Genomic DNA, 25,391 nt, shown 5'->3' with positions numbered 1-25,391 from the left:
AGCAGTACCAGCCGACAGGCCGGCCGGGAACCGGGTGCTGCCGCCCGCCGCCTGACCCGCGGCGGACGGCAGCCACCCGTCGGAGGTCAGCCCAGCGGGCCGACCTCCCGTTCGATGGCGGCGCGCAGCTCTGGCCCGGCCAGCACCGCGCGGGCCGCCTCCATGACGGGGGCGAGGAACACGTCCGGCCCGGGTTCGCCAGCGGCCCCGCCCAGCGCGGCGACGGCGGCACGGCCGGCCGGCGACGGCACCAGGGGCGCGCGTAGTTGAAGCCCGCGTACGCCGGCCAGCAGCTCCACAGCGAGCAGGCTGGTCAGGTTGTCCAGGACGGTCCGCAGCTTCTTCGCCGCGGCCCAGCCCATCGAGACGTGGTCCTCCTGCATGCCGCTGGTGGGCAGCGAGTCCACCGACGCGGGGGCGGCCAGCCGCCGGTTCTCCGCGACGATCCCGGCGGCCGTGTACTGGGCGATCATCAGCCCGGAGTTCACCCCGGCGTCGGGGGAGAGGAACGCGGGCAGTTCCCGGGAACGGGTCACGTCGAGCAGCCGGTCCACCCGCCGCTCGGCGATCGCGCCGACCTCGGCGGCGGCGATGGCCAGGAAGTCCGCGGCGAAGCCGAGCGGCGCACCGTGGAAGTTGCCGGTCGACTCGACCCGACCGTCCGGCAGCACCACCGGGTTGTCCACAACGGACACCAGCTCCCGGGCGGCGACCGTACGCACGAAGTCCAGGGTGTCGCGGGCCGCGCCGGCCACCTGCGGCGCGCAGCGCATCGAGTACGCGTCCTGCACGGCGTGCGCCAGGTCGTCGCGGTGCGAGTCCATCACGCGGGAGTCCTGCAACAGCCGGTGGATGTTCGCCGCCGAGGCCGCCTGCCCGGGGTGCGGCCGGATCGCGTGCAGCTCGGGCAGGAACGGCCGCTCCGAGCCGAGCATCGCCTCGATGGCGAGCGCGGCGGTCACGTCGGCCATCGCGAACAGGTGCTCCGCGTCGTGGATGGCCAGCAGCAGCATGCCGAGCATGCCGTCGGTGCCGTTGATCAGCGCCAGCCCCTCCTTGGCCGCCAGCTCGATCGGCTTGAGCCCGGCGGCGGCCAGCACGTCGGCCGCGTCGCGTCGGTCACCGGCCGGGCCGAGCACCCAGCTCTCGCCGAGCAGCACCAGCGCGCAGTGCGCCAGCGGCGCCAGGTCACCGGAGGCACCCAGCGAGCCGTGCTCCGGCACCCACGGGGTGATGTCGTGGTTGAGCAGGTCGACCAGCGCCTCGGCGACGAGCGGGCGGACCCCGGAGCGGCCCAGCGCGAGGGACCGGACGCGCAGCAGCATCATGGCCCGGACGACCTCGCGGGGCATGGGCGCGCCGACCCCGGCGGCGTGCGAGCGGATCAGCGCGTGTTGCAGCTCGGCCCGCCGCTCCGGGGCGACGAAGGTGTTGGCCAGCGCCCCGAATCCGGTCGACACGCCGTACACGGGCCGCCCGGCGGCCTCGATGCCGTCCACGATGGCGCGGCTGGTCGCCATCGCCTCCCGGGTGGCCGGAGCGAGGAGCACCGTGGCGGTGCCGCGCGCCACCGCGAGCACGTCGTCGGCGGAGATTCCGGTGGGCTGGATGGTCACGGTCGTCATTGCGGAGCTCCGTTGCGTATTACCTGGCGGATCAGGGGGACACCGGGCCGGTAGGCCAGGTGCAGGTACGACGGCGCGTCCAGGACGACCAGGTCGGCCCGCGCGCCGGGGGTGAGGACACCGATGTCGTCGCGGCGCAGCGCCCGCGCGCCGCCGGCGGTCGCGGCCCAGACCGCCTCCGCCGGGGTCATCCGCATCTCGCGGACCGCGAGGGCCACGCAGAACGGCATCGACGAGGTGTACGACGAGCCGGGGTTGCAGTCGGTGGCAAGGGCCACGGTGACGCCGGCGTCGAGCAGCCGACGCGCGTCCGGGTAGGGCGAGCGGGTGGAGAACTCGGCGCCGGGCAGCAGGGTCGCGACGGTGGTGGTGTGCGCGCCCGCGAGCGCGTCCACGTCCGCGTCGGACAGGTGGGTGCAGTGGTCGACGCTCGCCGCGCCCAGTTCCACACCAAGCTGGACGCCCGCGCCGGGACCGAGCTGGTTGGCGTGCAGCCGTACGCCCAGCCCGGCAGCCTGCCCGCAGGCCAGGATCGCGCGGGCGTGGTCGACGTCGAAGGCGCCCCGCTCGCAGAACACGTCGATCCACTTCGCGTACGGCGCGGCGGCGGCCAGCATCGGGCCGCAGACCAGCCCGACGTAGTCGTCGGGGCGGTCGGCGTACTCGCTCGGCACCACGTGCGCGCCCAGGAACGTGGTCTCGGTGCTGGTCTCGGCGGCGATCCGCAGTGAGCGGGCCTCGTCGGCGACGGTCAGGCCGTACCCACTCTTGATCTCCATGGTCGTGGTGCCCTGGCGCAGCGCCTCCCCGCGCAGCCGGCGCACGGTGGCCCGCAGCTCGTCGTCGGTGGCGGCCCGGGTCGCGCCGACCGTGGTGCGGATGCCGCCGCCGGTGTAGGGCTGCCCGGCCATTCGCGCGGCGAACTCGGCGGCCCGGTCACCGGCGAAGACCAGGTGAGCGTGGCTGTCCACGAAGCCGGGCAGCACGGCGGCCCCGCCGGCGTCGATCCGCCGGTCCGCGGCCGGCGCGTACGCGGCCGCACCGACCCAGGCCACCCGGCCGTCCTCGACCAGTACGGCCGCGTCCCGGCGGATGCCCAGCGGATCCTCGCCGGGGCCGTTGGTGACCAGCTCCCCGATGTTGTCCACCAGCAGGCTGCCGCTCACGAGGGCGTCACCGCCTCGATGGCCGCCGCCAGCTCGGCCGGCACGTCGACGCTCAGGTGCCGGCCCTCGGCCACCACCATCCGGCCGTCCACCACGACCTGCTCGACGTCCGCGGCGGAGGCCGCGAAGAACGCGCCGACCGGTGGCACCCCGGCGGTACGGGCGCTGTCCAGCCGTACCGTCACCAGGTCGGCGCGGGCGCCGACGGCGATCCGCCCGGCGTCGGCCCACCCCAGCGCGGCGTGCCCGGTGGCGGTTGCCGCGGTCAGCAGGTCGACCGGGGTGAAGTGGCCGCGGCGGCGGGTGCGCAGCCGCTCGTCCAACTCCACCGCCCGGGCCTCCTCGAACAGGTCGATCACCGCGTGACTGTCGCTGCCCAGGCTCAGCCGGATCCCCGCGTCGGCCATCCGGCGGGCCGGCCCGATTCCGTCGGCGAGGTCCCGTTCGGTGGTCGGGCAGAGGCACACCCCGGTCCGGCTGTCGGCGAGCGAGGTCACGTCGGCGCTGGTCGGATGGGTGGCGTGCACGGCGGTGGTGTCCGGCCCGAGCACGCCACGCTCGGCCAGCAGCGCGGTGGGCGTGCGGCCGTGCACGGCCCGGCACTCGTCGTTCTCGGCGGGCTGTTCGGAGAGGTGCACGTGCAGGGGCGCCTGCCGGTCGCGGGCCCAGTCGGCGACCGTGCCGAGCTGGTCGGCGGGCACCGCGCGTACCGAGTGCACGGCCGCGCCGACCCGCACGTGGGCGTCGGTCGGCTGCAACGCCGACACCCGTTGCGCCCACCGGGCCGCGTCGCCGTCGCCGAAGCGCCGCTGCGGTCCGGCGAGGGGCCGGCCGTCCACTCCGGCGCTCAGGTAGCAGGCGTCGAGCAGGGTGAGCCGGATCCCGGCGTGCGCGGCGGCCTCCACCAGCGCGGCGCCCATCGCGTTCGGGTCGTCGTACGCGCCGCCGTCGGGTCGACGGTGCAGGTAGTGGAACTCGCCGACGCAGGTGATGCCCGCGAGCGCCATCTCGGCGTAGACGGCGCGCGCCAGGGCCAGGTAGGTGTCCGGGTCCAGCCGGTCCGCGACGGCGTACATCCGGTCCCGCCAGCTGAAGAAGTCACCCCGACCGCCGTGGGTACGCCCGCGCAGCGCCCGGTGGAAGGCGTGCGAGTGCACATTGGACAGGCCGGGCAGGGTGAGGCCGGGCAGCGGCACGGCGTCGGCGTACACGTCCACGCCGGCGCTCGGCCGCCCGGGGGCCGCCAACGCGGTCACACCGGTGATCCGTCCCCCGTCGGTCTCGATCAGCACGTCCGGGGTCGGTTGGGCGAGATCGGGCAACCAGGCGTACTCGGCCAGCCAGCGGGTCGGCGTCACCGGCATGTCAGCTCCTCCAGCACCCGGGCCAACGCGCGTACCCCGGCCGCGCAGTCGGCGTCGCGCGCCGCCTCGGCGGGGGAGTGCGACACCCCGGTCGGGTTGCGCACGAAGAGCATGGCCGTCGGCAGGTGCGCGGCGAGCACCCCGGCGTCGTGTCCCGCACCGGTGGGCAGCACCGGCGCGTCGAGCAACGTGGCCAACCGCTTGGCCAGCCCGCCGTCGAAGGTGACCAGCGGGGTCACCGACTCCTCGGTGACCGTCACCTCCGTACCGTCGCGGCGGGCCCGCTCGGCCAGCTTGCCGCGCACGGCGTCGACCAGCCCGCTCAGCGTCTCCGGGTCGGCCGCGCGGGCGTCCAGCCAGCCGGTCACCTTCGACGGAATGGCGTTGGTGGCGTTGGGTTCGACGGAGACCCGGCCCACCGTGGCGTGCGCGCCGCGCAGCCGGGCCTCCTTGTTGGCCGCCAGCACCGTGAACGCGTAGGTGAGCATCGGGTCGCGGCGATCGGCCATCCGGGTGGTGCCCGCGTGGTTGCCCTCGCCCACGACGTCGAAGCGCCAGCGGCCGTGCGGCCAGATCGCGCTGGCCACCCCGACCGGCGCGTCCGCGTCGACCAGTGCGCGGCCCTGCTCGACGTGCAGCTCCACGAACGCGCCGAACCGGCCCAGCAGGTCCGGACGGGCGCCCGCCGGCGGCCCGCCCAACGCCTCGGCGAAGCTCACCCCGGCCGCGTCGCGCAGCCCGGCCGCGCGGTCGGCCGCCAGCGCGCCGGTGAGCAGCCGCGACCCCAGGCAGGGTACGCCGAAGCGCGCCCCCTCCTCCTCCACGAACGCGGCCAGCACCAGCGGCCGGTCCGGGGCCACACCGGCGGCACGCAACTCGTCCACGGCCAGGAACGCGCTCACGATGCCGAGCGGCCCGTCGTACGCCCCGCCGTGCGGCACCGAGTCGAAGTGACTGCCGGTCAGCACCGCGTCGGAGCCCTCGGGCTCACCCCAGTGGGCGAAGAGGTTGCCGTTGCCGTCCTCGGTGACCGGCAGGCCCCGCCGCTGCGCCTGCGACCGGAACCAGGCCCGCAGCTCCCGCTCGGGCTCGGTCAGCGCGTAGCGCAGATAACCACCGCTGCCGGCGTCCCGCCCGACCGGCGCGATCTCGTCCCACAGCGCCCGGAAACGGCTCGCCAGGTCGCCGCTCACGCGGCACCTCCTATGTTCGCGACTGCGGGGCTCCGCTGCGCTGCACTCCTCGCGCTCACGCGGCCCCCTCGGCCATCGGGATGCGGACGCCGGTGCGCTCGGCGACCTCGCGGGCGCTGTCGTAGCCGGCGTCGACGTGCCGGATGACGCCCATCGCCGGGTCGTTGGTGAGCACCCGCTCGATCTTCTGCCCGGCCAGGGCGGTGCCGTCGGCCACGCAGACCTGCCCGGCGTGGATCGACCGTCCGATGCCGACACCTCCGCCGTGGTGAATGGACACCCAGGAGGCGCCGCTGGCCGTGTTGACCAGCGCGTTGAGCAGCGGCCAGTCGGCGATGGCGTCGGAGCCGTCGGCCATCCCCTCGGTCTCCCGGTACGGGCTGGCCACGCTGCCGGTGTCCAGGTGGTCCCGACCGATGACGACCGGGGCGGAGAGCTCGCCGGAGGCGACCATGTCGTTGAACCGCACGCCCGCCCGGTCCCGCTCGCCCTGGCCGAGCCAGCAGATCCGGGCCGGCAGGCACTGGAAGGCGACCCGCTCGCCGGCCAGCTTGATCCATCGGGCCAGCGACTCGTTCTCCGGAAACAACTCCAGGATGGCCCGGTCGGTGGCGGCGATGTCCGCCGGGTCGCCGGAGAGCGCGGCCCACCGGAACGGCCCCCTGCCCTCGCAGAACAACGGTCGGATGTACGCCGGCACGAAGCCGGGGAAGTCGAAGGCGCGCTGGTAGCCGCCGAGCTGCGCCTCGCCGCGGATCGAGTTGCCGTAGTCGAAGACCTCGGCGCCGGCATCGAGGAAACCGACCATCGCCTCGACGTGCCGCGCCATCGACGCCCGCGCCCGGTCGGTGAACTCGGCCGGCTTGGCCTTCGCGTAGTCGCGGGCGTCGGCCAGCTCCACCCCCACCGGCAGGTACGCCAGCGGGTCGTGGGCACTGGTCTGGTCGGTCACGATGTCGATCTCGACGCCACGGCTGAGCAGCTCGGGGAAGACCTCGGCGGCGTTGCCGACCACGCCGACGGAGAGCGCGCGCCGGTCCCGCTTGGCGGCGCGGACCCGCTCCACCGCGTCGTCCAACGAGTCGGCGACCTCGTCCAGGTAGCGGTCGTGCACCCGGCGGTCCAGCCGGGTGCGGTCCACGTCGACGATCAGGCAGACGCCACCGTTCATGGTCACCGCGAGTGGCTGCGCGCCGCCCATCCCGCCGCAGCCGGCGGTCAGCGTGAGCGTGCCGGCCAGCGTTGCCTGGAACCGCTTCGCGGCGACCGCCGCGAACGTCTCGTAGGTGCCCTGGAGGATGCCCTGCGTGCCGATGTAGATCCAGGAGCCAGCGGTCATCTGCCCGTACATGGTCAGGCCGAGCTGTTCGAGGCGCCGGAACTCCGGCCAGGTCGCCCAGTCACCGACCAGGTTGGAGTTGGCCAGCAGCACCCGGGGCGCCCACTCGTGCGTCCGCAGCACGCCGACCGGCCGGCCCGACTGGACCAGCATCGTCTCGTCCTCGCGCAGATCGGTCAGCGTGCGGACCAACGCGTGGTACGACGGCCAGTCCCGGGCGGCCTTGCCGGTGCCCCCGTAGACGACCAGGTCGTCGGGGCGTTCGGCCACCTCGGGGTCGAGGTTGTTCATGAGCATCCGCAGGGCGGCCTCCTGCGGCCACCCCCGGGCGGTGAGCTGGCTGCCCCGTGCGGCACGGACGGGCTGGGTCATCTTTGGTCTCCTCCGGTCAACCGAGGAACAACTGTCGGCGGGCCGCGGAGGCTTCGAACGCCTCCAGTCGGCGCTGGGTGTCGGCCGGCGCGGCGTCGCAGATCGCCTGCAACAGCACCATGGCCAGGGTCATCGGTGCGGTGTGCAGGTCGAAGACGAGCTGGGCGCCGACCGCGGCGGGCAGCACCACATCGGCGTGCTCGGTGGCCGGGCTCACCGGCGAATCGGTGATCGCCACCACGGTCAGCCCGGCGGCGCGTGCCTCGCGCAGCGCGTCCAGGGTCTCCCGGGGGTAGCGGGGCAGCACGAAGGCGAGCACGGCGGACGCGCCGGCCTCGGCGGCCTGCTCCAGGCGGTCGGTCAGCATGGTGCCGCCGTCGTCGAGGACCCGCACGTCCGGGTGCACCTTCGCGGCGAAGTAGGCGAAGTACGCGGCCAGCGGTGCGGCGGCACGCAGGCCGAGCACCGGCAGCGGGCGGCTGGCGGCGAGCAGTCGGCCGGTGCTGGCGATCCGGTCCCGGTCGGCGAGCTGGCCGGCCAGCCGGTCCAGGTTGCCCATCTCGGCGCGTACCGCCTGCTGGAGTTCGTTGCCGGCGTCCGTCGGCCGGCCGGCGGCGGCGGTCAGGTCGCGCAGTCGACGGCGCAGCGCCGGGTAGCCGTCGTGGCCGAGCGCGACGGCGAACCGGGTGACCGACGGCTGGCTGACCCCGGCCAGTTCGGCGACCTCGGCCGCCGACAGGTACGCCACGGCCGGGGCGTGCTGCACGAGGCAGTGTGCGATCCGGCGCTGGGTGGGGGTGAGCCGCACTCCGTCGAACAGGTCGAGCACCTGATCGACCGGCGCTCCGGCAGCTCCTTCATTCACACCGCGACTCTATGCATGAAAACTTTCAGAGGGCAAGGGTTCACCCGTCCACCCCCCTGTCGATCCGCCGACCGGCGGGACGCTGAGATGGCGCCGGCTCTGTAGGATCCACGGCGGGTGAGCTAAGGAGTGGCATGCAGCCGGAGAGCCCGTACAGGTACACCCACATGTTGGGCGCGTGTCAGGTTGGTAAGGCCTGGGCCGCAGTCGACGGGCAGGGGCAGTTCGCCACCGTGGCCGTGTTGGACGGGGTCGCCGCGTCCGACGAGCGCTGGCGGGTGGCCTTCGGCAACGCGGCGAACGCGCTGGCGCAGGCGGCCGGCGGTCACCGCTACGCGGACGCCGACCTGACCGCCGCCCACCCGTGGGTGGCCTACGGAGCGCAGGAGGGCAACGCACCGCAGCGGCTCTTCCAGAGCCTCGGCATGGACTACCAGCCGGTGCCCGACCAGCCGGTCTCCGCGCCGCCCACGTCGGCACCGCCCACCTCCGCGCCACCCGCCCTGCCGGTGTCCGGTGTGCCGCAGCAGGCCAGCGGGCCGCCACAGCCCCAGACGCCCGAGCTGGTGTCCGAGATGCCGCAGCTTCCGTGGGCGGTGCACATGGCCCCCGTCTCCGGGCAGCCGGTCTCGGCGTCCCCGCAGCCGGTGTCCGCGGCCCCGCAGCCGGTCTCCGCCGCGCCGGCCTCGCCCGCGCCGCAGCCGGTCTCCGCCGCCCCGCAGTCGGCGGCGTACGCCAACAACGCCCCGTCGGTCCCGCCGTTCGACCCGTTCTCCACCTCCGGCGGCCGGCGGATCGCCCCCGTGGCACCGAAGCCGAAGCGACCGAACTGGATCCTGATCGCCGGTGCGCTGGTGCTCGCCCTGGTCGCCGGCACCGCGGGCTTCCTCATCGGCGGCAGCGGCGACGACACGCCCGCGCCGCCGGTCGAGGCCAGTCTCGGGCCGTTCGAGACGACGCAGATGTCCATCAACAGGGCCAAGTTCCAGGGTGAGTTGGCGCCGCTGGCCGAGCCCTGGCTGGCGCAGGCCGGCGGCTGCGCGGCCTACGACGAACTCGGCGCCCCGAAGCTGCCGGCCGACGAGAAGCGGCACGTCTTCTGCCACTTCGGCGGCGCGTTCCTGCACTTCGTGGTCTACCCGGCGACCAAGGAGAAGGACGCGGCCCGGGCGTTCCGCCTCCAGCTCAACCTCGCCGCGGGCGCGTTGGCGCCGGGGCTGCGCCAGGCGACGCGGACCAACGGCAACAAGACCGGCGCGCCCGGCAGCTATCTCGAGTACGCGTTCAAGCTGCAGGACGGCCGGACGATGTGCGGCATCTGGTGGGACCAGGACGACTCGCCTGGCGTCCTCTACATCGAGACGCTCTGCCAGGACGGCATCGCCGGCAACTGGGACGCGCTGCGGGATCTGTGGCGTCGCGGCAGCTGACGCCTCACTGCACCCTGATCACCTGGAACTCGATGGTGCCACCACGGTTGAAGGTGAGCTGGCGGTAGTGGAAGGCGTCGAAGGGCGCCTGCCACGCCACCTCGGCCGGGAGAGAGACCAGCAGCGGGCCGTCGGTCAGTGCCTCCGGCAGCCGGAAGGTCCCGTCGTCGGTCCCGACCTCGATCGGTGACCAGTCCTTCAGACCGAGGTGGACCAGCGAGGCCAGCATCGAGCTTGGTTGCGGGCGGTAGCGGGCGACGAGGATCTCGCCCGGCCCGACCTGCGGCACCGCGACGGGCGTACCCGCCGTCACCGGTTGGGTGAGCGTCGTCTGCGGTGGTGAGCAGCGGTTCTGGCCGTGGTGCAGCACCGACCACCGGTCGGCGCGGGCACCGGCGCGGTAGTTGCAGGCCAGCGCCAGCAGGTAGCGGGGAGTGTCCCAGCGGATGTTGCGGCGGTCGATGCCGACGGTGGCCTCCTGCAGCACGACCTGGTCGCCCGGCGCCGCGACGAGCGCCTCGGCGTTGATCTCGTCGAGGTACGGCGTGTACGCGGAGAACGACTGGAACACCGGTACCGGGTGCCAGTCCAGCGCGTAGGCCCACGGCAGGGTCAGTTCCGTCGGGTCGACGTGCACGGGCCGACCCGTCAGTTCGCTGAGGACGTTCTCCGGCAACCGGTACGTGTCCCGGGCCCGTGCCCTGCTCGCCTCGACCGAGGTGAGCCGGTACTCGTTGTTGACCAGCAGTTCGGTACCGGTCCTCCACTGGTTGCGGGCCAGGAACGGGTCGTAGTTCGCGAGGCTGGACGGTGCCATCAGGAACGCCGCCGTGGCGGCCGCCACCACCACCGCGGGACGGCGCACCCAGGTGGCGAAGCCGATCAGCAGGAACCCCGCCGCCAGGAAGAACGAGATCTCGTGCGCCGGGTCGTGACGGGTGAAGCCGTGCTTGAATCCGAACCCGAGCATGACGCCCGAGACCACCACGACTCCGGCCGTCGCCACGGCACGGTGCCGCAGGGCCCGGCGCAGTGCCAGGACTCCCACGACGATCGCGAGGACACCCGCCGCCAGGTAACCGACGACGTACTCGCCCTGTTCGATGGCGAGTGCTTCCTGGTAACCGCTGGAGATTTCCTGCGACCCGCGTACCCATGGCGAAATGTCGGTGATGCGCTGCCCCGCGGCGAGCCACAGCGCCAGGAACGTCACCACGAACGTCGCCAGGCACGCTCCGACGCCGCGCACGAGGTCCCGGACCGACCCGACGCTCACCGCGACGAGGCCGGCCAGGACCAGCAGCACCACGCCCTCGGAGAACTTGACCTGGAGCAACAGGGCCCCGACGGCGGTGAGGAGGACGGTCGACATGGTGTCCCGCCAGCCGCTCGTCGCCCTGCCGGCCCGGTCGTGAAGCGTCAGGAGGGCGAACAGCAGACCGGCGTAGACGAGCCTGCCGCCCGGCCCGGCCGGACCACTGGCGACCGTGACGGCGAAGGCGATCAGGCCGGCGATTCCGGCGGTCCACCGGAGGCGGACGCAGAGGTAGATGACCCAGTAGAGGGCGAGGACCGCCGTCGTCGAGAACAGGAAGCCCAGCACGGCCTGCGGTCGGCTGACGTGCTGCGGCCAGTCGAGGAAACCCCACGGGCCGTAGTTGAAGACGATGTCCGTGCCGAAGCGCAGGTCCGCGGAGACCGCGAAGCCGATGCCGGCCTGCCAGCTCGGATCGAAACCCGGCGTCGGCATCAGGGCGGACGGCACACCCGCGATCAGCATCGTGAGGCCGAACCACGCGAACGCCGCCATCTGCGGCGAGCGGCCGGCCATGTCCCGGTACGCCGACTCGATCCGGACCCGGAGCCGGCCGGCAGGCTCCGACCCGACCGGCTCGGGGGGAAGATCGCTCCCCGCCGGCGTCGATTCCGTGGCAGCGGCGGATTCGCGGCTGTCCTGCTCGGCTGTCTGCATGCGTCCGTCCATGGATCGAATTCCGACTGCTGAAGGGTGGGGCGCTGGGTCTGTCATCGCTCGCTGATCACGACGACCGGCTCCATGCCGCCGGTCACCTGCTCCACGCGGTAGTCGGCGAGCACCGTCTGCCACGCGATGGCCTCCTCGGCACCGACGAAGGACCGGATCAGCCAGATCCGCGCGCCCCCGCGCTGCCCGGCCAACCGCAACGCCTCGTCGACGCCGAGACGGATGCCCGCCACATCCGTTCCAGGGGCCATGACGACGTCCGACCGGGTGGGCATCCTGACCCACCAGCCGACCGTGTTGCCGAACGGCGCCACCAGGTCGACCTCGTCGCGGCTGGAATAGAACGCGAAGCCATACCACGCGGAGTGGTTCAGGATGACCACGTCGTTTCGGGAGCGGTGCGCGTTCACGTACTCCGTCGCCGATCGGACGTCCATCATCGTGACCGGGGTGCGCTCGAGGCCCGGCTCGTTCCCGTCGAACCGGTACCAGGCGCTGTTGTGCAGGCCGAACACGCCGAGCAGGATCGCGCAGATCGCGGCGGTCACGACGGTGGACGGTGTGCCGGGAAGCGCACGGCCGACGAGCCGGGCCGCCGAGTTCGCCGCGCCGACGAGCCCGATGCCCGCCACCGCCGCCGCCGTGACGAAGAAGAAGTGCGACGTACGTGGATCCAGCAGTGGATACACCTCGGTGACTCCCAGGACGAGCACCGTCACCGGCAGCAGGAGGACCGCGATGGCCGTCGCGGGACGACTGCACCTTGCGAGGGTCACGGCGCCGACCACGACCAGTCCGACGATGAGCAGCACGGGCGCACCGAGGATCGGCGTCAGGTCGTCGGCACGCTCCGCGAGATAGCCGGACAGTTCGTCGACCTCGGGGAAGCTGGCGGCCCAGAAGTCCCGCATCGCGTCGGTTCGCGCCCGCGCCGAGATGGTGAGGTAGATGGTCGTCGCCGCGCAGGCCGCGACGAACCCGGCCACCGCCACCTCGAGGAGCCGAGCCCACTGCCGCCGGATCGCGGTGACCAGGAGCAGCCCACCGAACACGCACGGAGCGACGATGGCGGTCACGTGGCTGAACAGCATCCCGCCGCCGAACGTGGCCGCGACCACCGCGAGCCTCCGGCGCGACCAGGACTGCTCCGTCCACGCGGTCAGCGCGAGCACGCCCACCGCGACAGCGGCATCGGCGGAGTACTGCTTGAGGTCGTGCCGGACCTGCTGGGCCGGGAGGAGCAGCACCGCCGCCCCGGTGACGGTGCCCGCCACGATCCCCACCCGCAGACTCGGCCACCTCGGCAGCCGCCCGAGCGCGTACGCCGCGCCGACCGAAAGCCCGTGGAAGACGAGCGGAACCACCCTCAGGTGATCCGTGCCCGGAACGAGTCGGAGGAGAAACGTCCAGCCCAGCGGGGTCGACGAGGTCGCCACCGGCAGGTCGGTGAGCGGGAACCGGACGGAGAGCGCCACCCACGCCTCGTCGAGCCAGTAGGGGGCCGCGAGCATGGTCGGCATGTCGTGGACGACCGGCAGGAACGCGAGCAGCACGGCGACGGCGATCCAGTCGGCGCCTGGCAGGCGGCGACGGGCTGCCGGAGCCGTCCGCGTGACGCGACGGCTCACGCGCGCGAGCTGGGCGACCACGCTGATGTCCATCCTGGGAGTGTGGAACGGTCCGGCGTCGTACGGGGACCGCGGGTGCGTGGTGTCCAGTCCTTCAGCCGCAGCGCGGGCTTCTCGACCAGATGCCAGGACAGCACCGCCAGCACGGTACTGACCAGCGCGCTGGCGAGGAAGAAGCCGACCAGGCCGACCGCCTGGACCCCAGCCTTCGCCATGACCTGCTGCACCACGAACGAGTAGATGTACAACCCGTACGAGTAGTCGTTGGTGTTTCCGACCCGGTGCAGGGCCTTCGGCAGCCGCACGGCGAGCCAGAGAATGACGTACGCGTAGGCGAGCAGCCCCGGGCCGAGGAAGTCGCCGGTGAGGGCGAACGCGCCGCCGACCACGAGTGCGAGCACCCCGAGCAGGTCGTTGACCGGCAGTCGATCGCTGTACAGCTCGGCGACTCCGCCCACGAGGAACATGAAGCCGTACCAGAGCAGGGAGTCCCGCTCCAGTGCGCCGAGCAGGGGCAGCGGGCCGACCTGCCCCGTCATCCAGATGCCCTGCTCGCCGGAGCCGTGCCGGACGTGGTTCCAGCAGAGCACGCCGAACACCGCGACGGCGGCGAGCAGCGCGAGCCAGCGCAGCTGTCGGCGCAGGATGGTGAGGGCGGCCAGGGCGGCCACCAGCAGGTAGCAGAACAGCTCGTAGGCGAGGGTCCACAACGACCCGTTGATGGTGTTGCCGCCCTGCCACCGCCAGTACGGGGTGTCACCCTGCAACAGGTCGCCGATCCCGAGCTGGCGGAGGCCACCCCACCAGTTCTGCCGCAGGTAGTCGAGGACGCCGCCGGGGCTGCGCCACAACCCGTCCAGCGTGCCGTGCCGGTCCTGGTGCAGCAGGGGCGCGACGACCAGACCCGTGACCAGCAGGCACACCCACAGACCGGGCCAGATCCGCAGGGCCCGGTGCCACAGGAAACGGGGTGTCGAGGTGCGTCGGGCGGAACGGACGATCAGGAACCCGGAAATGGTGAAGAAGCCGGCCACCGCCACGGCGCCCAGGTCGAAGCGCTGCACGAGTGGACGGCCGAAGCCGAGCGCGGCGGCGTGCGACAGCACCACGGCGAGCGCGAACGCGAGCCGGAGGGCGCCGAAGCTGTTCGCGCGACCGCCGTACGCCTCGCCGAACGGCTGCGACGTCGTGGCGCGGCGCGCCGCACGCTGGAGGAGAGGGAGCAATGACGACCGCCTCAGTTAGCTGGCTCCCGCGGAGCCGGCCGGCGAGGGCACCGGCCGCTCGCCCGCGTCCCGTTGGGCCGGCACCGGCGACCCGATCAGGCGTGCCGCCTGCCGGTTACGCCGGGCGGCCAGGGGCAACCCGACCAGAAACTCGGGGAACAAGCCGAAGAAGGTCCGGGCGCTCTGCAACTCGAGGGTGTGGGCCCGGGACCACTGGAACGTGTTCGTCGCCCGCGCCCAGTGGTGGGTCCAGCGGACGTCACCGAGCAACGCCACCGGAAGGCCGTGCCGCCACGCGCGCAGCCCGAGTTCGTGGTCCTCGTAGTACAGGAAGAAACGCTCGTTCCATCCGCCGATCGCGACGAAGTCCCCGGTACGGGCGGCGACGGCGGCGCCCATCACCCAGGCGACGTACACGGCCGTACCGGGCTGCGCCACCACCCGGTACCCCGCGTGTATTTTGGACAGTGGCCAGATCTTCCGGTTGCCCAGCTTGGCCGTGGCGTAGGGGAATCCGCGGCCGTTGGGCTGTGCGTCGCCCTCCGAGGAGAGCAGCTGAGGGGCGACCAGGCCACCGTGCGCGTCGAGGTGTCGTCGCAGCGCGTCGAGGCCGTCCGGCTGGATCTCGAGATCCGGGTTCGCGAACAGGACGTAGTCGCCGGTCGCCTCGCGTACGCCGACGTTGTTGGCCCGGGAGAAGCCGACGTTCTCCGGCAGCCGGATCACCCGGGCGCCCAACTCCTCGGCGACGGCCGCGGAGTCGTCGGCGGAGCAGTTGTCCACCACGATCCACTCGTACGGCTTGGCCGCGCCGGCCCAACACCGGTGCAGGGTGTCCGCCGAGTTGTAGGTGACCGTGACGACGCTCCAGTGCTGTGCGGTCATCAGGCTCTCCGAACTGTCAGGTAGCGGTAGAGGGATGCGAAGCCGAACCGCTCGCCGTTCCACTCCCGGCGGGCGGCCGGCCCCTCCACGAGACCCCGCCCGACGCCCCGCAGGAACGGCCCCAGCAGGCCCTGACGGACACGGCGGGCCGCGAGCGCGAGATGCGCCAGGGCCAGCACCGGCAGGGCCAGCAGCATGAGCGGCCAGGTGAAGGTCCGTGCCGCGACCAGGAGCCGGTTACGGGCGAGCAGGAACGCCCGGAAGCCCTGGAGCTTGGTGTCGCCGTCGACGCTGTGCCCACCGGCGTGCGGGAGGATGAGGTCCAGCGCGCGGGTCCGCAGACCCGAGGCGTACATCCGGTACGCCAGGTCGGCGTCCTCGCCCCACGCGAAGAGGTGCTCGTAGAACCCGCCGAAGCGGTGGAACAGGTCGGTCGGGAACACCGAGGCACCGCCCGACGGGCCGAGCGGCCCCCGCGTCGCGGTGGCCGTCCGGTCGATGAACAGCGAGATCGGATTCACGTCGATGCCGACGTACTCCCCGCCGTGCATGGCCAGGCCGACCGCGATCGGCGTGCCCGGGGCCTCGGCGATGGCCGCGCACACCCGGGCCAACGCGTCCTCGGGGAGCCAGACATCCGGGTTGAGCAGCAGCACGTGGCTCGTCCGCGCGGCCGCCACGGCCCGGTTGCAGCCCGCCGCGAACCCCGGATTCGACGAGTCGGGGAGGTACTCGTACCGCTCGTCGTCGAGCGACCCGGCGACGACCTTGTCGCAGCCGTCCTCGGGCCAGTTGTCGGCGAAGATGAACCGCACCGGGAGCCCTTCGGCGCTGCGTACCCAGGTCGGCAACGTCTGGGTCAGCATGTCGCCCGACCGGTAGAGAACGGTGACGACCGTCAGCGCTTCAGCCATGCCGGGACCCACCTCATCGGCTCGCTCAGCAGGTACAGGGCGACGAGGCCGGGCCCGAGAGCCAGCCAGAACGGCTGGACCACCGGATAGAGCTCGTAGACGCCGAAGGTGGCGAAGTAGATGACGAACGCCCGGGCCAGGTGATGCGCGGGACTCCAGGTGGACGCGAGCCGCCGGTCGACGACCCCGACACAGAGGCCCAGCAGGCCGAGGAAGAGCGCCGCCCCGATCGGCCCGTAGTCCAGCAGCGGTATCGCCACGAACGTCGCGGTGTTCATGTAGAACGGCTTGCTCAGCCCAGCGGTGATGGCGTACAGGTCGGCCGGCCCGAACAGCCGCTCACCCACTGAGCCGGTGAACGTCACCGAGTAGCGGCCCCAGGTGGGCGGATGCTGCTCCCGCACCTGCCACAGCCGCCCGAACGTCTCGACCGACGAGCTCAGCGACAGGTCCAGTGAGCCGACGCTGGCGTAGAGCGGGCTGGCGCCGTACTGCGCGCGGAACTGGTCCTCGAACTGACCGGTGCCGGCGAGCGTCCGTTGACCGCCGAGGAAGACGGCGGCACCGACCGCGACGGCCCCGATCACCACGACCACGAGGGAGATCCGCAGCCGGTTCTTCGGGCTGATGGTCGCCGAACGGCGCACCGAGAGAGCGGCGACGAGCGCCGGAACGACTCCCAGCAGGACCGAGTTCTTGCTCGCCCCGAGGGCCGCGCCGAACCCGAAGATGACGACGAGGAGGACGTACATCCACCGCCCCTGTGCCCGGCCGGTGAGCGCCCGCAGCAGCGAGATCGCCAGTCCGAGACCCCAGAACTCCGACAGCAGCCCGGTCACCAGGTTGGAGCGCAGCCGCAGCGCCTCGCGGGCCGCGTCCGGGTTGTCGGCGAACAGGGGCGGCACGTCGCCACGGAACTTCAGCGCCGCGCCGATGAGGGCGAGTAGGAGCATGAAGAGGACGAAGACCCGCAGTCGGCTCTCCGACGGCCAGCGCAACTCGGCCCGCGCCGACTCGCCCTGTGCCGATTCGCCCTGCGTCGACTCGACGGCTGAGGGCTCTCCGGGTGGCGGCGTCCCGGCGTCCGGGGCCGGACGCGCGACGGACCGGGCGGACCTGAACCTGCTGGCCGCCAACCGGCGCCCGAGATACCAGGCGGCCAGGAAGCAGGCCGCGTAGATGCCCAGGATCGGCACCGCCGCCGGACCGGCCGGGGAGTCGTACGGGCCCGGGATGGTGAGCACGGCGAGGAAGACGAAGCCCCACGCGGCCGTGCAGATGGCGAGCCAGGTGTGGCCACGGAACATCAGTGCCGCCACCGCGAGGAACGCGGCCGCGACACCGAAACCGGTGTGCCACACGAAGATCGCCACGACGACGGCCAGCGCCACCGCCCAGAGCACCGGTGTCCGGTACCGGTTGCTGTTGGTGTTCCTGGTCGTCGTGGTCACAGAAGGGACCTGTACAAGCTCTGCCACCGCTCCACACACCGATCGAAGGCGTACTCCTGGGCGTACCACTCGGCCACCCGCTGTCCATCGTCGACCGACCGGCGGTCGACGGCCTCCCGGATCGCACCGGCCAGTGCGGCGGGCGCGAGGTCCGCCCGGAACGCCAGGGTGCCCGTGGCGTGCCGGCTGACTTCGGCCAGACCGCCGGCCCCGGTGTGCACCACGGGTACGCCCAGGGACAGCGCCTCCAGCGCGCTGAGCCCGAACGACTCGACCCGGGACGGCACCAGGAGGCAGTCGATCCGTTGGAGGAAATCCGCGGCCGAGACCCGGCCGACGAGTTCGAGGTTGGGCCGGGGCGCGATCGGCAGTGAGCCGGCGCCGGCGACCGTGAAGTCCACGTCCGGGAGGAGATCGGCGATCTCCGGGAGGAGGTCGGCCCCCTTCTCCTTCTCCAACCGGCCGAGGTAACCGACCACCGGCCGGCGACCCGGCTCCGGCGTGTGCGCGGGCTTCGGGGCGGGCCAGGTGGCGGGCAGCGGGTTCGGGATCAGGTGGATGTTCCTGACGTGCCCGCGTTCGCGCAGCTCGGTGGCCTCGAACTCGGACACCGCGACGGTGGCGTGCGGCCGGGCGCGACGCATGGCCAGGTCCAGCGTGATGTTGGACTGGATGAGGGCCTTCTGCGGCAGGGATGCGGCGGTGTCCCGGTACTGCCAGAGGCTGTTGTGCAGGGTGACGACGAGGGGGGTCCGTCGGCGTTCCATGCTCAGCGCGGCCCGGCAGTGCATCGCGGCGGACAGCAGGTGCGCGCAGACCACGTCCGGTTGCACCTCGTTGACGAGGCGGCGGATCTCCCGGGCGTACGCCAGGTCGATGCGGCTCGTCGCGCTGAGCCCGACCCACGGCACCCCGGCGTCGCGCAGCGCGCCGCCCACCTCGTCGTCCGAGGTCGCGGCCATGACGTCGACGCCCGTTCGGGCGTGCGCCGGGATGATCTCGGTGAGGATGCGTTCGGCGCCACCGAGCTGCCGCCGGCCGGAGCCGCCGGTGGTGCAGACGAACAACACCTTCACGAGGCACGCAGCCCCTCGACGGCGCCACGCGCGATGGCGCGGCGGACCGGGTTACCGCCCACCGCCGCGCGCAGCAGTACCCCGCACACGTACGCCGTCGTGGCAATCCGCCCGCGCCGGCCGCCCAGGTCCCGACTGGCCCGGATGAACTCCCGGGTACGACGCTGGGAGATCTCCTCCTCGGACCAGCGCCGCTTGGCGGTCGCGTCGTCCTCGTGCATGATCACGGCCTCCGGCACGTACGCCAGCCGCATGCCGTGCCGGCGCACGGCCCAGCACAGCCGCATGTCCTCGGAGTAGAAGAAGGACGTCTCGTCGACGCCGCCGATGGTGTCGAAGGCGCTGCGGCGCATGGCGACGAAGGGACCGGTCAGCCAGTCGGCCTTCTCCGGCGGTGCGACGATCCGCAGGTTCGGCAGCACGAAGCTCAACCCGGTGGCGTGGGCGAAGCCGACGCCCATGCTCAGGAACCGCCCGCCCTCGGTCTGCGACACACCCGACGGTGTGACCACACCGGGGAACGCCGCTCCCACCGTGGGGTCGTCGAGGGCGGCCAGCAGCCGCGGCACGGCATCGTCGTGCACGATGATGTCGTTGTTGGAGAGGATGACGTTCGCCCGGGTCGTGTGGCGTACGCCGAGGTTCATCCCGCGCGCGTACCCGAGGTTCGCGCCGGACTGGACGTACCGGACGCCCTGCTCGGCGCAGAAACCGCTCAGCGCCTCCTGGATGTGCGGGGAGCTGCCGTTGTCCACGACGACGATCTCCGCCTCCGCGGGCAGCGACAGGACACACGCGCGGGTGCGTTCGAAGTCCTCCCACGCGAGGACAACGATCGAGACATCCATGTCAAACCGTCCCATGATTCGGTGACTGCGCTCGTCGCAGACTCGCTCGGGAGGCGAAGGCGTGTACGGCGTAGGCGAGCGTCGAGGCGAGCGCGGCGCCGATCACACCGGCCCACGGGATGATCGCAAAGTACGCGGGGATGGCTACCGCCAGCGTGATCAAGGCGACCACGGTCGTCGCCCGCTCGCCCCGCCTCTTCAGCAGCAGCGCGCTCCAGCTCTTACCGGCGGCGGTGGCCAGCGAACCGGGCAGCAGGACAAGACCGAGGATCCAGGCGTGCCGGTACTCCGGTCGCAGGTAGCCCAGCACGGCGAGCCCGAGGACGGCCGCCAGGGCGACCGGGAGGGCCGCCCTGACCACGGATCGCGTGGGGTCCGGCCCGTCGGCGCCGTCCCGGCTGGCCAGGATCCGCTGCGCGCGGACGACGGCACCCGCCTGTGCGAACTCCAACGCGGCGACGGCCAGGGCGTAGACGCCGAGTGGTCCGGCGCCGACGAACCGGGCCACCAGGATCTGGTTGAACCGCAGCGTCATCATCTGGGCGAAGATCCCGAGGTGGAGGTTGCCGACGGCGGCCAGGTCGGCGCGGTACTCCGGCCCGGTGGCCTCCGGCGTCGGTGCCGGCCCGATCCGCCGGACCAGGCCCAGCACCACGGCGCACACGGCCAGCGCGCTGAGCCACTGCACGGCGAGCCACACCATGCTCCACAGGCCGCCGTCGAGGTGCCCGGCGAGGTAGAGGGCGATGTACCCGCCGACCAGGACCGCCCCGCTCACCGCGCGCATCGCGTAGACGAGCAGGAAGCTCTTCTGCCGCAGCGCGATCGACGAGACGGTGTTGAAGATGGTCAGGCCCGCCGCCGACCCCACCGCGACCAGGTAGCTGCCGATCCCGGCGACGGCGGTGAGCAGCCCGGCGGCGACGGCGGAGAGCAGGATCGACGCCCCCAGCATGGCGAGGACCCACAGCCGGCCCCGGGAGAACACCCAACCCCCGGGGCGGGAGAGCAGGAACGTGTCCAGCGACAGGCCACCGATGGCCGCGCCGAGCGTCGCGCTCACCATGTTCGCGGAGAGTTCACCACGCTCCGCCGGCGGCAGCGCCACCGACAGGACCGCGGCCAGGCCGGTCAGGCCGAGGGCACCGATGTAGAGACGCTCGGGTGCGATGAGCCGTCGGAGCAGGTCCGCCACGCGACGGCCGGGAGGCGGTGTCGTGCCGGCGCCCGGCGACGGCCGAGCAGCATTGACCAGCGACACGCCGTTTCGCCCCCCATTTTGCGACACGAGCAGTACGACGAGTCGTACGCCGCTGGTGTTTTCTACCGGACGACTGCTTCACCTGCAATCGCCCGGGCGGCTGGCCGCTGCCCGCCGAATCCCTTCTGTGGCAACCGAACGGTCGTTGACGGACGTCGGCTGCGGCCCGTCCGGTCAGCGACCCCCGGCGCGGAAGACCTCCGCGACCGTCCGCAGCACCACCTTGACGTCCAACCACAGCGACCAGTTCTCGATGTAGTAGTTGTCGAAGCGTGCCCGGTCGGAGATCGGGGTGTCGCCCCGCAGGCCGCTGACCTGGGCGAGCCCGGTGAGCCCCACGGGGACGCGGTGCCGAGCCGCGTACGTCGGGTACTCGGCGGAGAACTTCTCGACGAAGTACGGGCGCTCCGGTCGCGGCCCGACCACGCTCATGTCACCGCGCAGGATGTTCCACAGTTGGGGCAGCTCGTCCAGGGAGGTCCGGCGCATGAACCGGCCGATCGGCCCGACCCGGCGGTCGTGGGCGATGGACCAGTTGGTCTGTGACTCGTGCTCGTTCACCGGACGCATCGACCGGAACTTGATGACGTTGAACGGCTTGCCGTACCGGCCGATCCGCTCCTGGTGGAAGAAGATCCCCGGACCGCCGTCGATGAACGTGGCGATCGTGCAGAGCAGCAGCAGCGGGCTCAGGAGGATGAGGGCGACCGCCGCGAACACCATGTCGGACGCACGCTTGATCGCCCATCGCGGGCCGGTCAGCGAGATGTCCGCGATCTTGACGATCGGGAACGCTCCGATGTGGTCCGGATAGCCACTGTGTGAACGGGATCCCCACAGGCGGGGCACCGCCCAGAGGTCACAGTGCGAGCTGCGGGGCCGCAACAGCGTCTCCATCAGCGTGGACTCGGGGCAGTCCGGATCGGCGATGACCAGCACCTCGCACTCCAGCAACCGGACGAGGTGTTCGAGGTCGGACAGCGTGCCACTCAACGGGAGCGCCGCGGTGTCCTGGCGCGACGGAGCGTCGACGCAGCCGACGAACCGCAGGCCGTACTGCGGGTAGCGGCGCAGCAGGCGGGCGAGCTCGACGCCGATCGGCCCACCACCGACGATGATCGCGTTGTGCTCCGCCCAGCGACGCTTGCGGGACAGGACGGTGAACGCCCGGCTGGCCGCCCGCCCGAGGATCACCAGCCCCGCCGACAGCGCGACGCCCCGCATGAACCCGCCCACGTACGCCACCGAGGAGTGGCGCTCCGCCGCGATGATCGCCACCACCGCGGCGGAGGCCAGCAACCGCCCGCACAGGCCGGGCAGCTCGTCCAGGATGCTCACGTGCCGGCGGGGCCGGTACAGACCACCGGCCGCGAAGAAGGCCACCGTCAGGACGGCGTTGGCCAGCGTCCCCCGCCAGTAATTGTGGGTCAGCAACAGCGGCGCGAGCAGCGCCACGGCGTCGACCGGCGCGGTCATCATCCACGCCCGCAACCACCGGGTACGCGACGACGTGCGGGATCGCGCGTACGGCAGGACGGCGGTGGTGCTCAGGCCGGCCGGCTGCGTCTCGGACTCCGACTGCCGGGCTTGCGGGACGGGTGGGGCACCGTAGAGACGGGCCCCGTCGCCCGGCGGGTCGAACTGCCCTTCATCGATCTGCGGCGCCGGTGAATGGCTGGTCGCCTGCTGGCCTGACACTTGTGGACCTCCCCGTGAATGCCCCGGTCAGAACACCACGACCAGTAGGGCGACCGAACTTTACGATCGGCCGGGGCGCGCCACCATGGCCGGCAAGCCAGTTCCCTCTCCTACTTTGCGGCGGACAGAATCTCCGGAACGTTGTCGCTGCGCACCGCCCCGAAAACCCGCGCGGCCTTCTCCTTGTCGGCCAGGACCACGCTCTCGCTGCCGATCATCCCGGTGCCCTTGGTGGGGCAGGTCAGGAACGTCAGGTTGCCGCTGCGCAGGTCGCGAAGCTCGGACGCGAGATCGAGCAGGTTCAGTGACTTGTCCACCGCCACCGCGTCCGCCGTGGCCTTCACGAAGGAGTTGAGCTTGGCCGGGTTGGCGAGCGTGCCACCGGACGCGGCCTTGTCCAGGATCGCCTTGATGACCTGCTGCTGGTGCCGGATCCGGGCGAAGTCGCCGTCGGCGAAGGCGTGGCGTTCGCGGGCGTAGTCGAGCGCCGCGGCACCGTCCATCCGCTGCTGGCCCGCCTTGAACGTCCGGCTGCCGTTGAGCGCGTACAGCGTGGTGAAGCCCTTCTCCACGTTCACGTCGATGCCACCCAGGGCGTCCACGATCTCCTGGAACCCACCGAAGTCGACCATCGTCACGTGATCGACCCGCACGCCGGTGAACTTCTCGACCGTCTGGACCATCAACGGAACGCCACCCCACGCGAACGACGCGTTGATCTTCGCGTCCCGGCCGCCCCGCCCCTGCGCCGACTTCGGCACGTTCACCCAGGTGTCCCGGGGAATCGAGATGAGCTGGGCGCTGGAGCGGTCCTTCGGAAGGTGGGCCAGGATGATGGTGTCGGTGCGGGAGCCGTCGTCGCTCTCCGGATCACGCGAGTCACTGCCGAGGATCATGATGTTCATGGCGCCCTTGGCCTGCTCGACCACCGGCGGGCGCTCGGCCTCCGGCACACCGTCGAAGGCGTCGACGCGTTCGATCCCCTTGTTGATGGAACGGTAGTAGAGCCCGCCGGCGACCGCGCCGCCCCCGGCGAGCACGGCCAGCACCACGAGGGTGATCAGGGCGACCTTCTTCCACCGGCGACGCTTCGGAGGCGCCTCCTTCGTCGGCTCCGATGGTGACTGCGCCGCGATGAACTGGGTCTCGGGCTCGGCGTACTCCTGGCGATACTGCATGCTCGCGATGCTACTGATTTCGCGTTACGGCCACGTACCCCCGATGGTGCCCCTGCGGGTCCACTTGACGACTGAAACTTTTCTCTGACGAGCGGGGGCACGAACCTGGTATGAAGCAGCCGTGGACCCCACGAAGCTGCGCCGGGCCATCGCCCGTACGCCCCTGGCCCCCGTCGCCGCCTTCCCCAAGCGGCTCGCCCGGGTCGCCCGCCACGACGCCAAGGTGCTCCGGGTCTCGGCCCGCTGGGTGGTGACCTCCCGGGAGCACCACAACTACACGTACGAGCTCACCACGCTCAGCCGCAACCACCTGGCCTGGTTCGTCAGCGTGGTCTGCGACCGGCCGGTCAAGCAGGTCCGCGCGTGGATCGACGAGATCGAGTCCGACCAGGTGTTGCGCCAACACATCGAGCGGTCCACCGCCGGCGCGGCCCGCCGCGGCCTCGCCGACAAGCGGGTCCACTACGCCCGCCGGGTCGGCTGGTACGCGATCGTCCGGGCCACCCGACCCGCGCACGTCGTGGAGACCGGCGTCGACAAGGGGTTGGGCACCTGCGTACTGGCCGCCGCCCTGCTGCGTAACGCCCAGGAGGGCGACCCGGGCCGGGTCACCTCGCTGGACATCAACCCGGAGGCCGGTTACCTCGCCGCCAGCGCACCCTGGTCCGAGGTGGTCGACCTGGTGATCGGCGACTCGATCGCCTCGATCGGGGCCCTCGACCGTCCCGTCGACCTGTTCCTGCACGACAGCGACCACAGCCGCGCCCACGAGAAGCGCGAGTTCGACGCGGTGGAGCCGCACCTCGCCCCCGACGCGATCCTGCTCACCGACAACGTCACCAGCACCAACGTGCTCGCCGAGCACGCCGAACGCACCGGCCGACGGTTCCTCGCCTACCGGGAGAGCCCGGCCAACCACTGGTACCCGGGCGACGGCATCGGCGTGGCATGGTAGCCGGGTGCGGCTGACCTCGATCCACACGTACCCGGTCAAGGGTTGTCACCGGCTCGACCACGACGGCGCGTTCGTGCAGCCGTGGGGCCTGGCCGGCGACCGACGCTGGATGGTGGTGGACGCCGACGGCGTCGGCGTCACCCAGCGGGAGACGACCCGGCTGGTCGGCCTGCGCGCCACCGTGCGCCCGGGGGCCCTGACGCTGCGCGCCGACGGGCGGCCCGACCTCGACGTGCCCGAACCGGTCGGCGGCGACCCGGTCCTGGTGCGCACCTTCCGCAGCCGCAAGCTGCCGGTCCCCGCCGTGGCGGCGGGTGCGGCCGCCGACGCCTGGCTCGGCGCGCTGCTCGGCCGGCCGGTCCGGCTGGTCTGGCTGGCCCGGCCGACCCGCCACCTGGCCGTCGAGGGCCGCGAGTACGACACCGGCGACCAGGTCAGCTTCGCCGACGCCTACCCCCTGCTGCTGACGAACGCCGCCTCCCTCGACGCGCTCAACGGCTGGCTGGCCGAGGCGGGGGAGGAACCGGTGCCGATGACCCGGTTCCGGCCCAACCTGGTCGTCGACGGCGCGCCGGCCTGGGCCGAGGACGGCTGGGCCGGCCGGTCGCTGCGCGTCGGTGACCTGCGGATGCGCGCCGCCGGGCCGTGCGACCGCTGCGTGGTGACCACCACCGACCAGGAGACCGGGGTACGCGCCAGGGAGCCGCTGCGCACCCTGGGGCGCTACCGCAACATCCGGCAGAGCCTCCTCTTCGGACTGAACGTGGTCCCGATCGACAGTGGACCGGTGACGGTGGGCGACCAGGTCGTCATCGAGCCCTGACCGGCCGGGTCCGGTCGCCGCCATCGCGAGTCGCGCGGTCCGGCCACACCGGCCGCCGGTCCGCTGCGGGAACGCTCCGGTCACCGTCCGTCGATGCTGTCTTAGCTTTG

General features: G+C 72.4%; 20 protein-coding genes. 3 read left to right on the top strand and 17 right to left on the bottom strand.

Features of this window, described 5'->3' with window-relative positions:
• Nucleotides 1–86: 86 nt before the first annotated feature.
• Genes hutH through O7620_RS17945 form a run of 6 tightly spaced genes read right to left on the bottom strand, consistent with a single transcriptional unit; the run spans nt 87 to nt 7,924 of the window.
• Nucleotides 87–1,625, bottom strand: a complete 1,539-nt coding sequence (gene hutH, locus O7620_RS17970; protein WP_278123944.1) for a histidine ammonia-lyase — start codon at nt 1,623–1,625, stop codon at nt 87–89.
• A complete protein-coding gene (gene hutI / locus O7620_RS17965; protein WP_278123942.1) occupies nt 1,622–2,791 on the bottom strand; it encodes an imidazolonepropionase in 1,170 nt (389 codons plus the stop codon). The genes hutH and hutI overlap by 4 nt, the downstream gene beginning before the upstream one ends.
• Complete coding sequence (locus O7620_RS17960; protein WP_278123941.1) at nt 2,788–4,155, bottom strand: formimidoylglutamate deiminase; 1,368 nt, start codon at nt 4,153–4,155, stop codon at nt 2,788–2,790. The genes hutI and O7620_RS17960 overlap by 4 nt, the downstream gene beginning before the upstream one ends.
• Nucleotides 4,146–5,348: an allantoate amidohydrolase gene (locus O7620_RS17955; protein WP_278123940.1), complete on the bottom strand. Its 1,203-nt coding sequence runs from the start codon at nt 5,346–5,348 to the stop codon at nt 4,146–4,148. Before O7620_RS17955 ends, O7620_RS17960 begins: the two co-directional genes overlap by 10 nt.
• Before the next feature lie 55 nt (nt 5,349–5,403).
• Entirely contained in the window at nt 5,404–7,059 is a 1,656-nt protein-coding gene (gene hutU / locus O7620_RS17950) for a urocanate hydratase (protein ID WP_278123939.1), read from the bottom strand.
• Nucleotides 7,060–7,075: 16 nt separating this feature from the next.
• Entirely contained in the window at nt 7,076–7,924 is an 849-nt protein-coding gene (locus O7620_RS17945) for a MurR/RpiR family transcriptional regulator (protein ID WP_278123938.1), read from the bottom strand.
• 134 nt (nt 7,925–8,058) lie between these two features.
• Here O7620_RS17945 and O7620_RS17940 point away from each other — a divergent pair, with 134 nt between their 5' ends.
• A complete protein-coding gene (locus tag O7620_RS17940; protein ID WP_278123937.1) occupies nt 8,059–9,354 on the top strand; it encodes a hypothetical protein in 1,296 nt (431 codons plus the stop codon).
• Between the two features lie 4 nt (nt 9,355–9,358).
• On the opposite strand, the gene O7620_RS17935 is transcribed toward O7620_RS17940, so the two are convergent.
• The 11 genes from O7620_RS17935 to O7620_RS17885 form a co-directional block, all read right to left on the bottom strand.
• A complete protein-coding gene (locus tag O7620_RS17935; protein ID WP_278123936.1) occupies nt 9,359–11,326 on the bottom strand; it encodes a hypothetical protein in 1,968 nt (655 codons plus the stop codon).
• 53 nt (nt 11,327–11,379) lie between these two features.
• Complete coding sequence (locus O7620_RS17930; protein ID WP_278123935.1) at nt 11,380–12,999, bottom strand: hypothetical protein; 1,620 nt, start codon at nt 12,997–12,999, stop codon at nt 11,380–11,382.
• Nucleotides 12,963–14,192, bottom strand: coding sequence for an acyltransferase (locus O7620_RS17925; RefSeq protein ID WP_278123934.1), 1,230 nt, complete (start codon nt 14,190–14,192; stop codon nt 12,963–12,965). The genes O7620_RS17930 and O7620_RS17925 overlap by 37 nt, the downstream gene beginning before the upstream one ends.
• Nucleotides 14,193–14,207: 15 nt before the next feature.
• Nucleotides 14,208–15,077 carry a glycosyltransferase family 2 protein gene (locus O7620_RS17920; RefSeq protein ID WP_278123933.1) on the bottom strand — a complete coding sequence of 290 codons (870 nt, stop codon included), beginning with the start codon at nt 15,075–15,077 and terminating at the stop codon, nt 14,208–14,210.
• Nucleotides 15,077–15,991: a glycosyltransferase gene (locus O7620_RS17915; protein WP_278123932.1), complete on the bottom strand. Its 915-nt coding sequence runs from the start codon at nt 15,989–15,991 to the stop codon at nt 15,077–15,079. The genes O7620_RS17920 and O7620_RS17915 overlap by 1 nt, the downstream gene beginning before the upstream one ends.
• A complete protein-coding gene (locus O7620_RS17910) occupies nt 15,976–17,442 on the bottom strand; it encodes a hypothetical protein (RefSeq protein ID WP_278123931.1) in 1,467 nt (488 codons plus the stop codon). Before O7620_RS17910 ends, O7620_RS17915 begins: the two co-directional genes overlap by 16 nt.
• Nucleotides 17,439–18,518, bottom strand: coding sequence for a glycosyltransferase family 4 protein (locus O7620_RS17905; protein ID WP_278123930.1), 1,080 nt, complete (start codon nt 18,516–18,518; stop codon nt 17,439–17,441). The genes O7620_RS17910 and O7620_RS17905 overlap by 4 nt, the downstream gene beginning before the upstream one ends.
• Nucleotides 18,515–19,366, bottom strand: coding sequence for a glycosyltransferase family 2 protein (locus tag O7620_RS17900; RefSeq protein WP_278123928.1), 852 nt, complete (start codon nt 19,364–19,366; stop codon nt 18,515–18,517). Before O7620_RS17900 ends, O7620_RS17905 begins: the two co-directional genes overlap by 4 nt.
• Nucleotide 19,367: 1 nt before the next feature.
• A complete protein-coding gene (locus O7620_RS17895) occupies nt 19,368–20,561 on the bottom strand; it encodes a hypothetical protein (protein ID WP_278123927.1) in 1,194 nt (397 codons plus the stop codon).
• Between the two features lie 240 nt (nt 20,562–20,801).
• Entirely contained in the window at nt 20,802–22,106 is a 1,305-nt protein-coding gene (locus O7620_RS17890) for a sugar transferase (protein WP_347403799.1), read from the bottom strand.
• A 329-nt stretch (nt 22,107–22,435) separates the two neighbouring features.
• A complete protein-coding gene (locus O7620_RS17885) occupies nt 22,436–23,503 on the bottom strand; it encodes an LCP family protein (RefSeq protein WP_278123925.1) in 1,068 nt (355 codons plus the stop codon).
• A 121-nt stretch (nt 23,504–23,624) separates the two neighbouring features.
• On the opposite strand from O7620_RS17885, the gene O7620_RS17880 reads away from it, so the two are divergent.
• Together O7620_RS17880 and O7620_RS17875 are read left to right on the top strand one after the other, a co-directional pair.
• Nucleotides 23,625–24,458: a class I SAM-dependent methyltransferase gene (locus O7620_RS17880; protein ID WP_278123923.1), complete on the top strand. Its 834-nt coding sequence runs from the start codon at nt 23,625–23,627 to the stop codon at nt 24,456–24,458.
• Nucleotides 24,459–24,462: 4 nt separating this feature from the next.
• Nucleotides 24,463–25,281: an MOSC N-terminal beta barrel domain-containing protein gene (locus O7620_RS17875; RefSeq protein ID WP_278123922.1), complete on the top strand. Its 819-nt coding sequence runs from the start codon at nt 24,463–24,465 to the stop codon at nt 25,279–25,281.
• The last annotated feature ends 110 nt before the right edge of the window (nt 25,282–25,391 follow it).

The sequence above is a fragment of the Micromonospora sp. WMMD710 genome, assembly GCF_029626045.1.
GTDB lineage: Bacteria > Actinomycetota > Actinomycetes > Mycobacteriales > Micromonosporaceae > Micromonospora.
Note: the sequence above shows the minus strand (reverse complement) of the source record. Positions and strands in the feature narration are given on the sequence as shown.

Coding starts and splice junctions, on each gene's coding strand:
- O7620_RS17885 (WP_278123925.1), bottom strand. CDS start 23,503: ATGCAGTATCGCCAGGAGTACGCCGAGCCCGAGACCCAGTTCATCGCG.
- O7620_RS17915 (WP_278123932.1), bottom strand. CDS start 15,991: ATGGCTGAAGCGCTGACGGTCGTCACCGTTCTCTACCGGTCGGGCGAC.
- O7620_RS17960 (WP_278123941.1), bottom strand. CDS start 4,155: ATGCCGGTGACGCCGACCCGCTGGCTGGCCGAGTACGCCTGGTTGCCC.
- O7620_RS17935 (WP_278123936.1), bottom strand. CDS start 11,326: ATGCAGACAGCCGAGCAGGACAGCCGCGAATCCGCCGCTGCCACGGAA.
- O7620_RS17920 (WP_278123933.1), bottom strand. CDS start 15,077: ATGACCGCACAGCACTGGAGCGTCGTCACGGTCACCTACAACTCGGCG.
- O7620_RS17930 (WP_278123935.1), bottom strand. CDS start 12,999: ATGGACATCAGCGTGGTCGCCCAGCTCGCGCGCGTGAGCCGTCGCGTC.
- O7620_RS17900 (WP_278123928.1), bottom strand. CDS start 19,366: ATGGATGTCTCGATCGTTGTCCTCGCGTGGGAGGACTTCGAACGCACC.
- O7620_RS17940 (WP_278123937.1), top strand. CDS start 8,059: ATGCAGCCGGAGAGCCCGTACAGGTACACCCACATGTTGGGCGCGTGT.
- O7620_RS17890 (WP_347403799.1), bottom strand. CDS start 22,106: ATGATGACCGCGCCGGTCGACGCCGTGGCGCTGCTCGCGCCGCTGTTG.
- hutH (WP_278123944.1), bottom strand. CDS start 1,625: ATGACGACCGTGACCATCCAGCCCACCGGAATCTCCGCCGACGACGTG.
- hutU (WP_278123939.1), bottom strand. CDS start 7,059: ATGACCCAGCCCGTCCGTGCCGCACGGGGCAGCCAGCTCACCGCCCGG.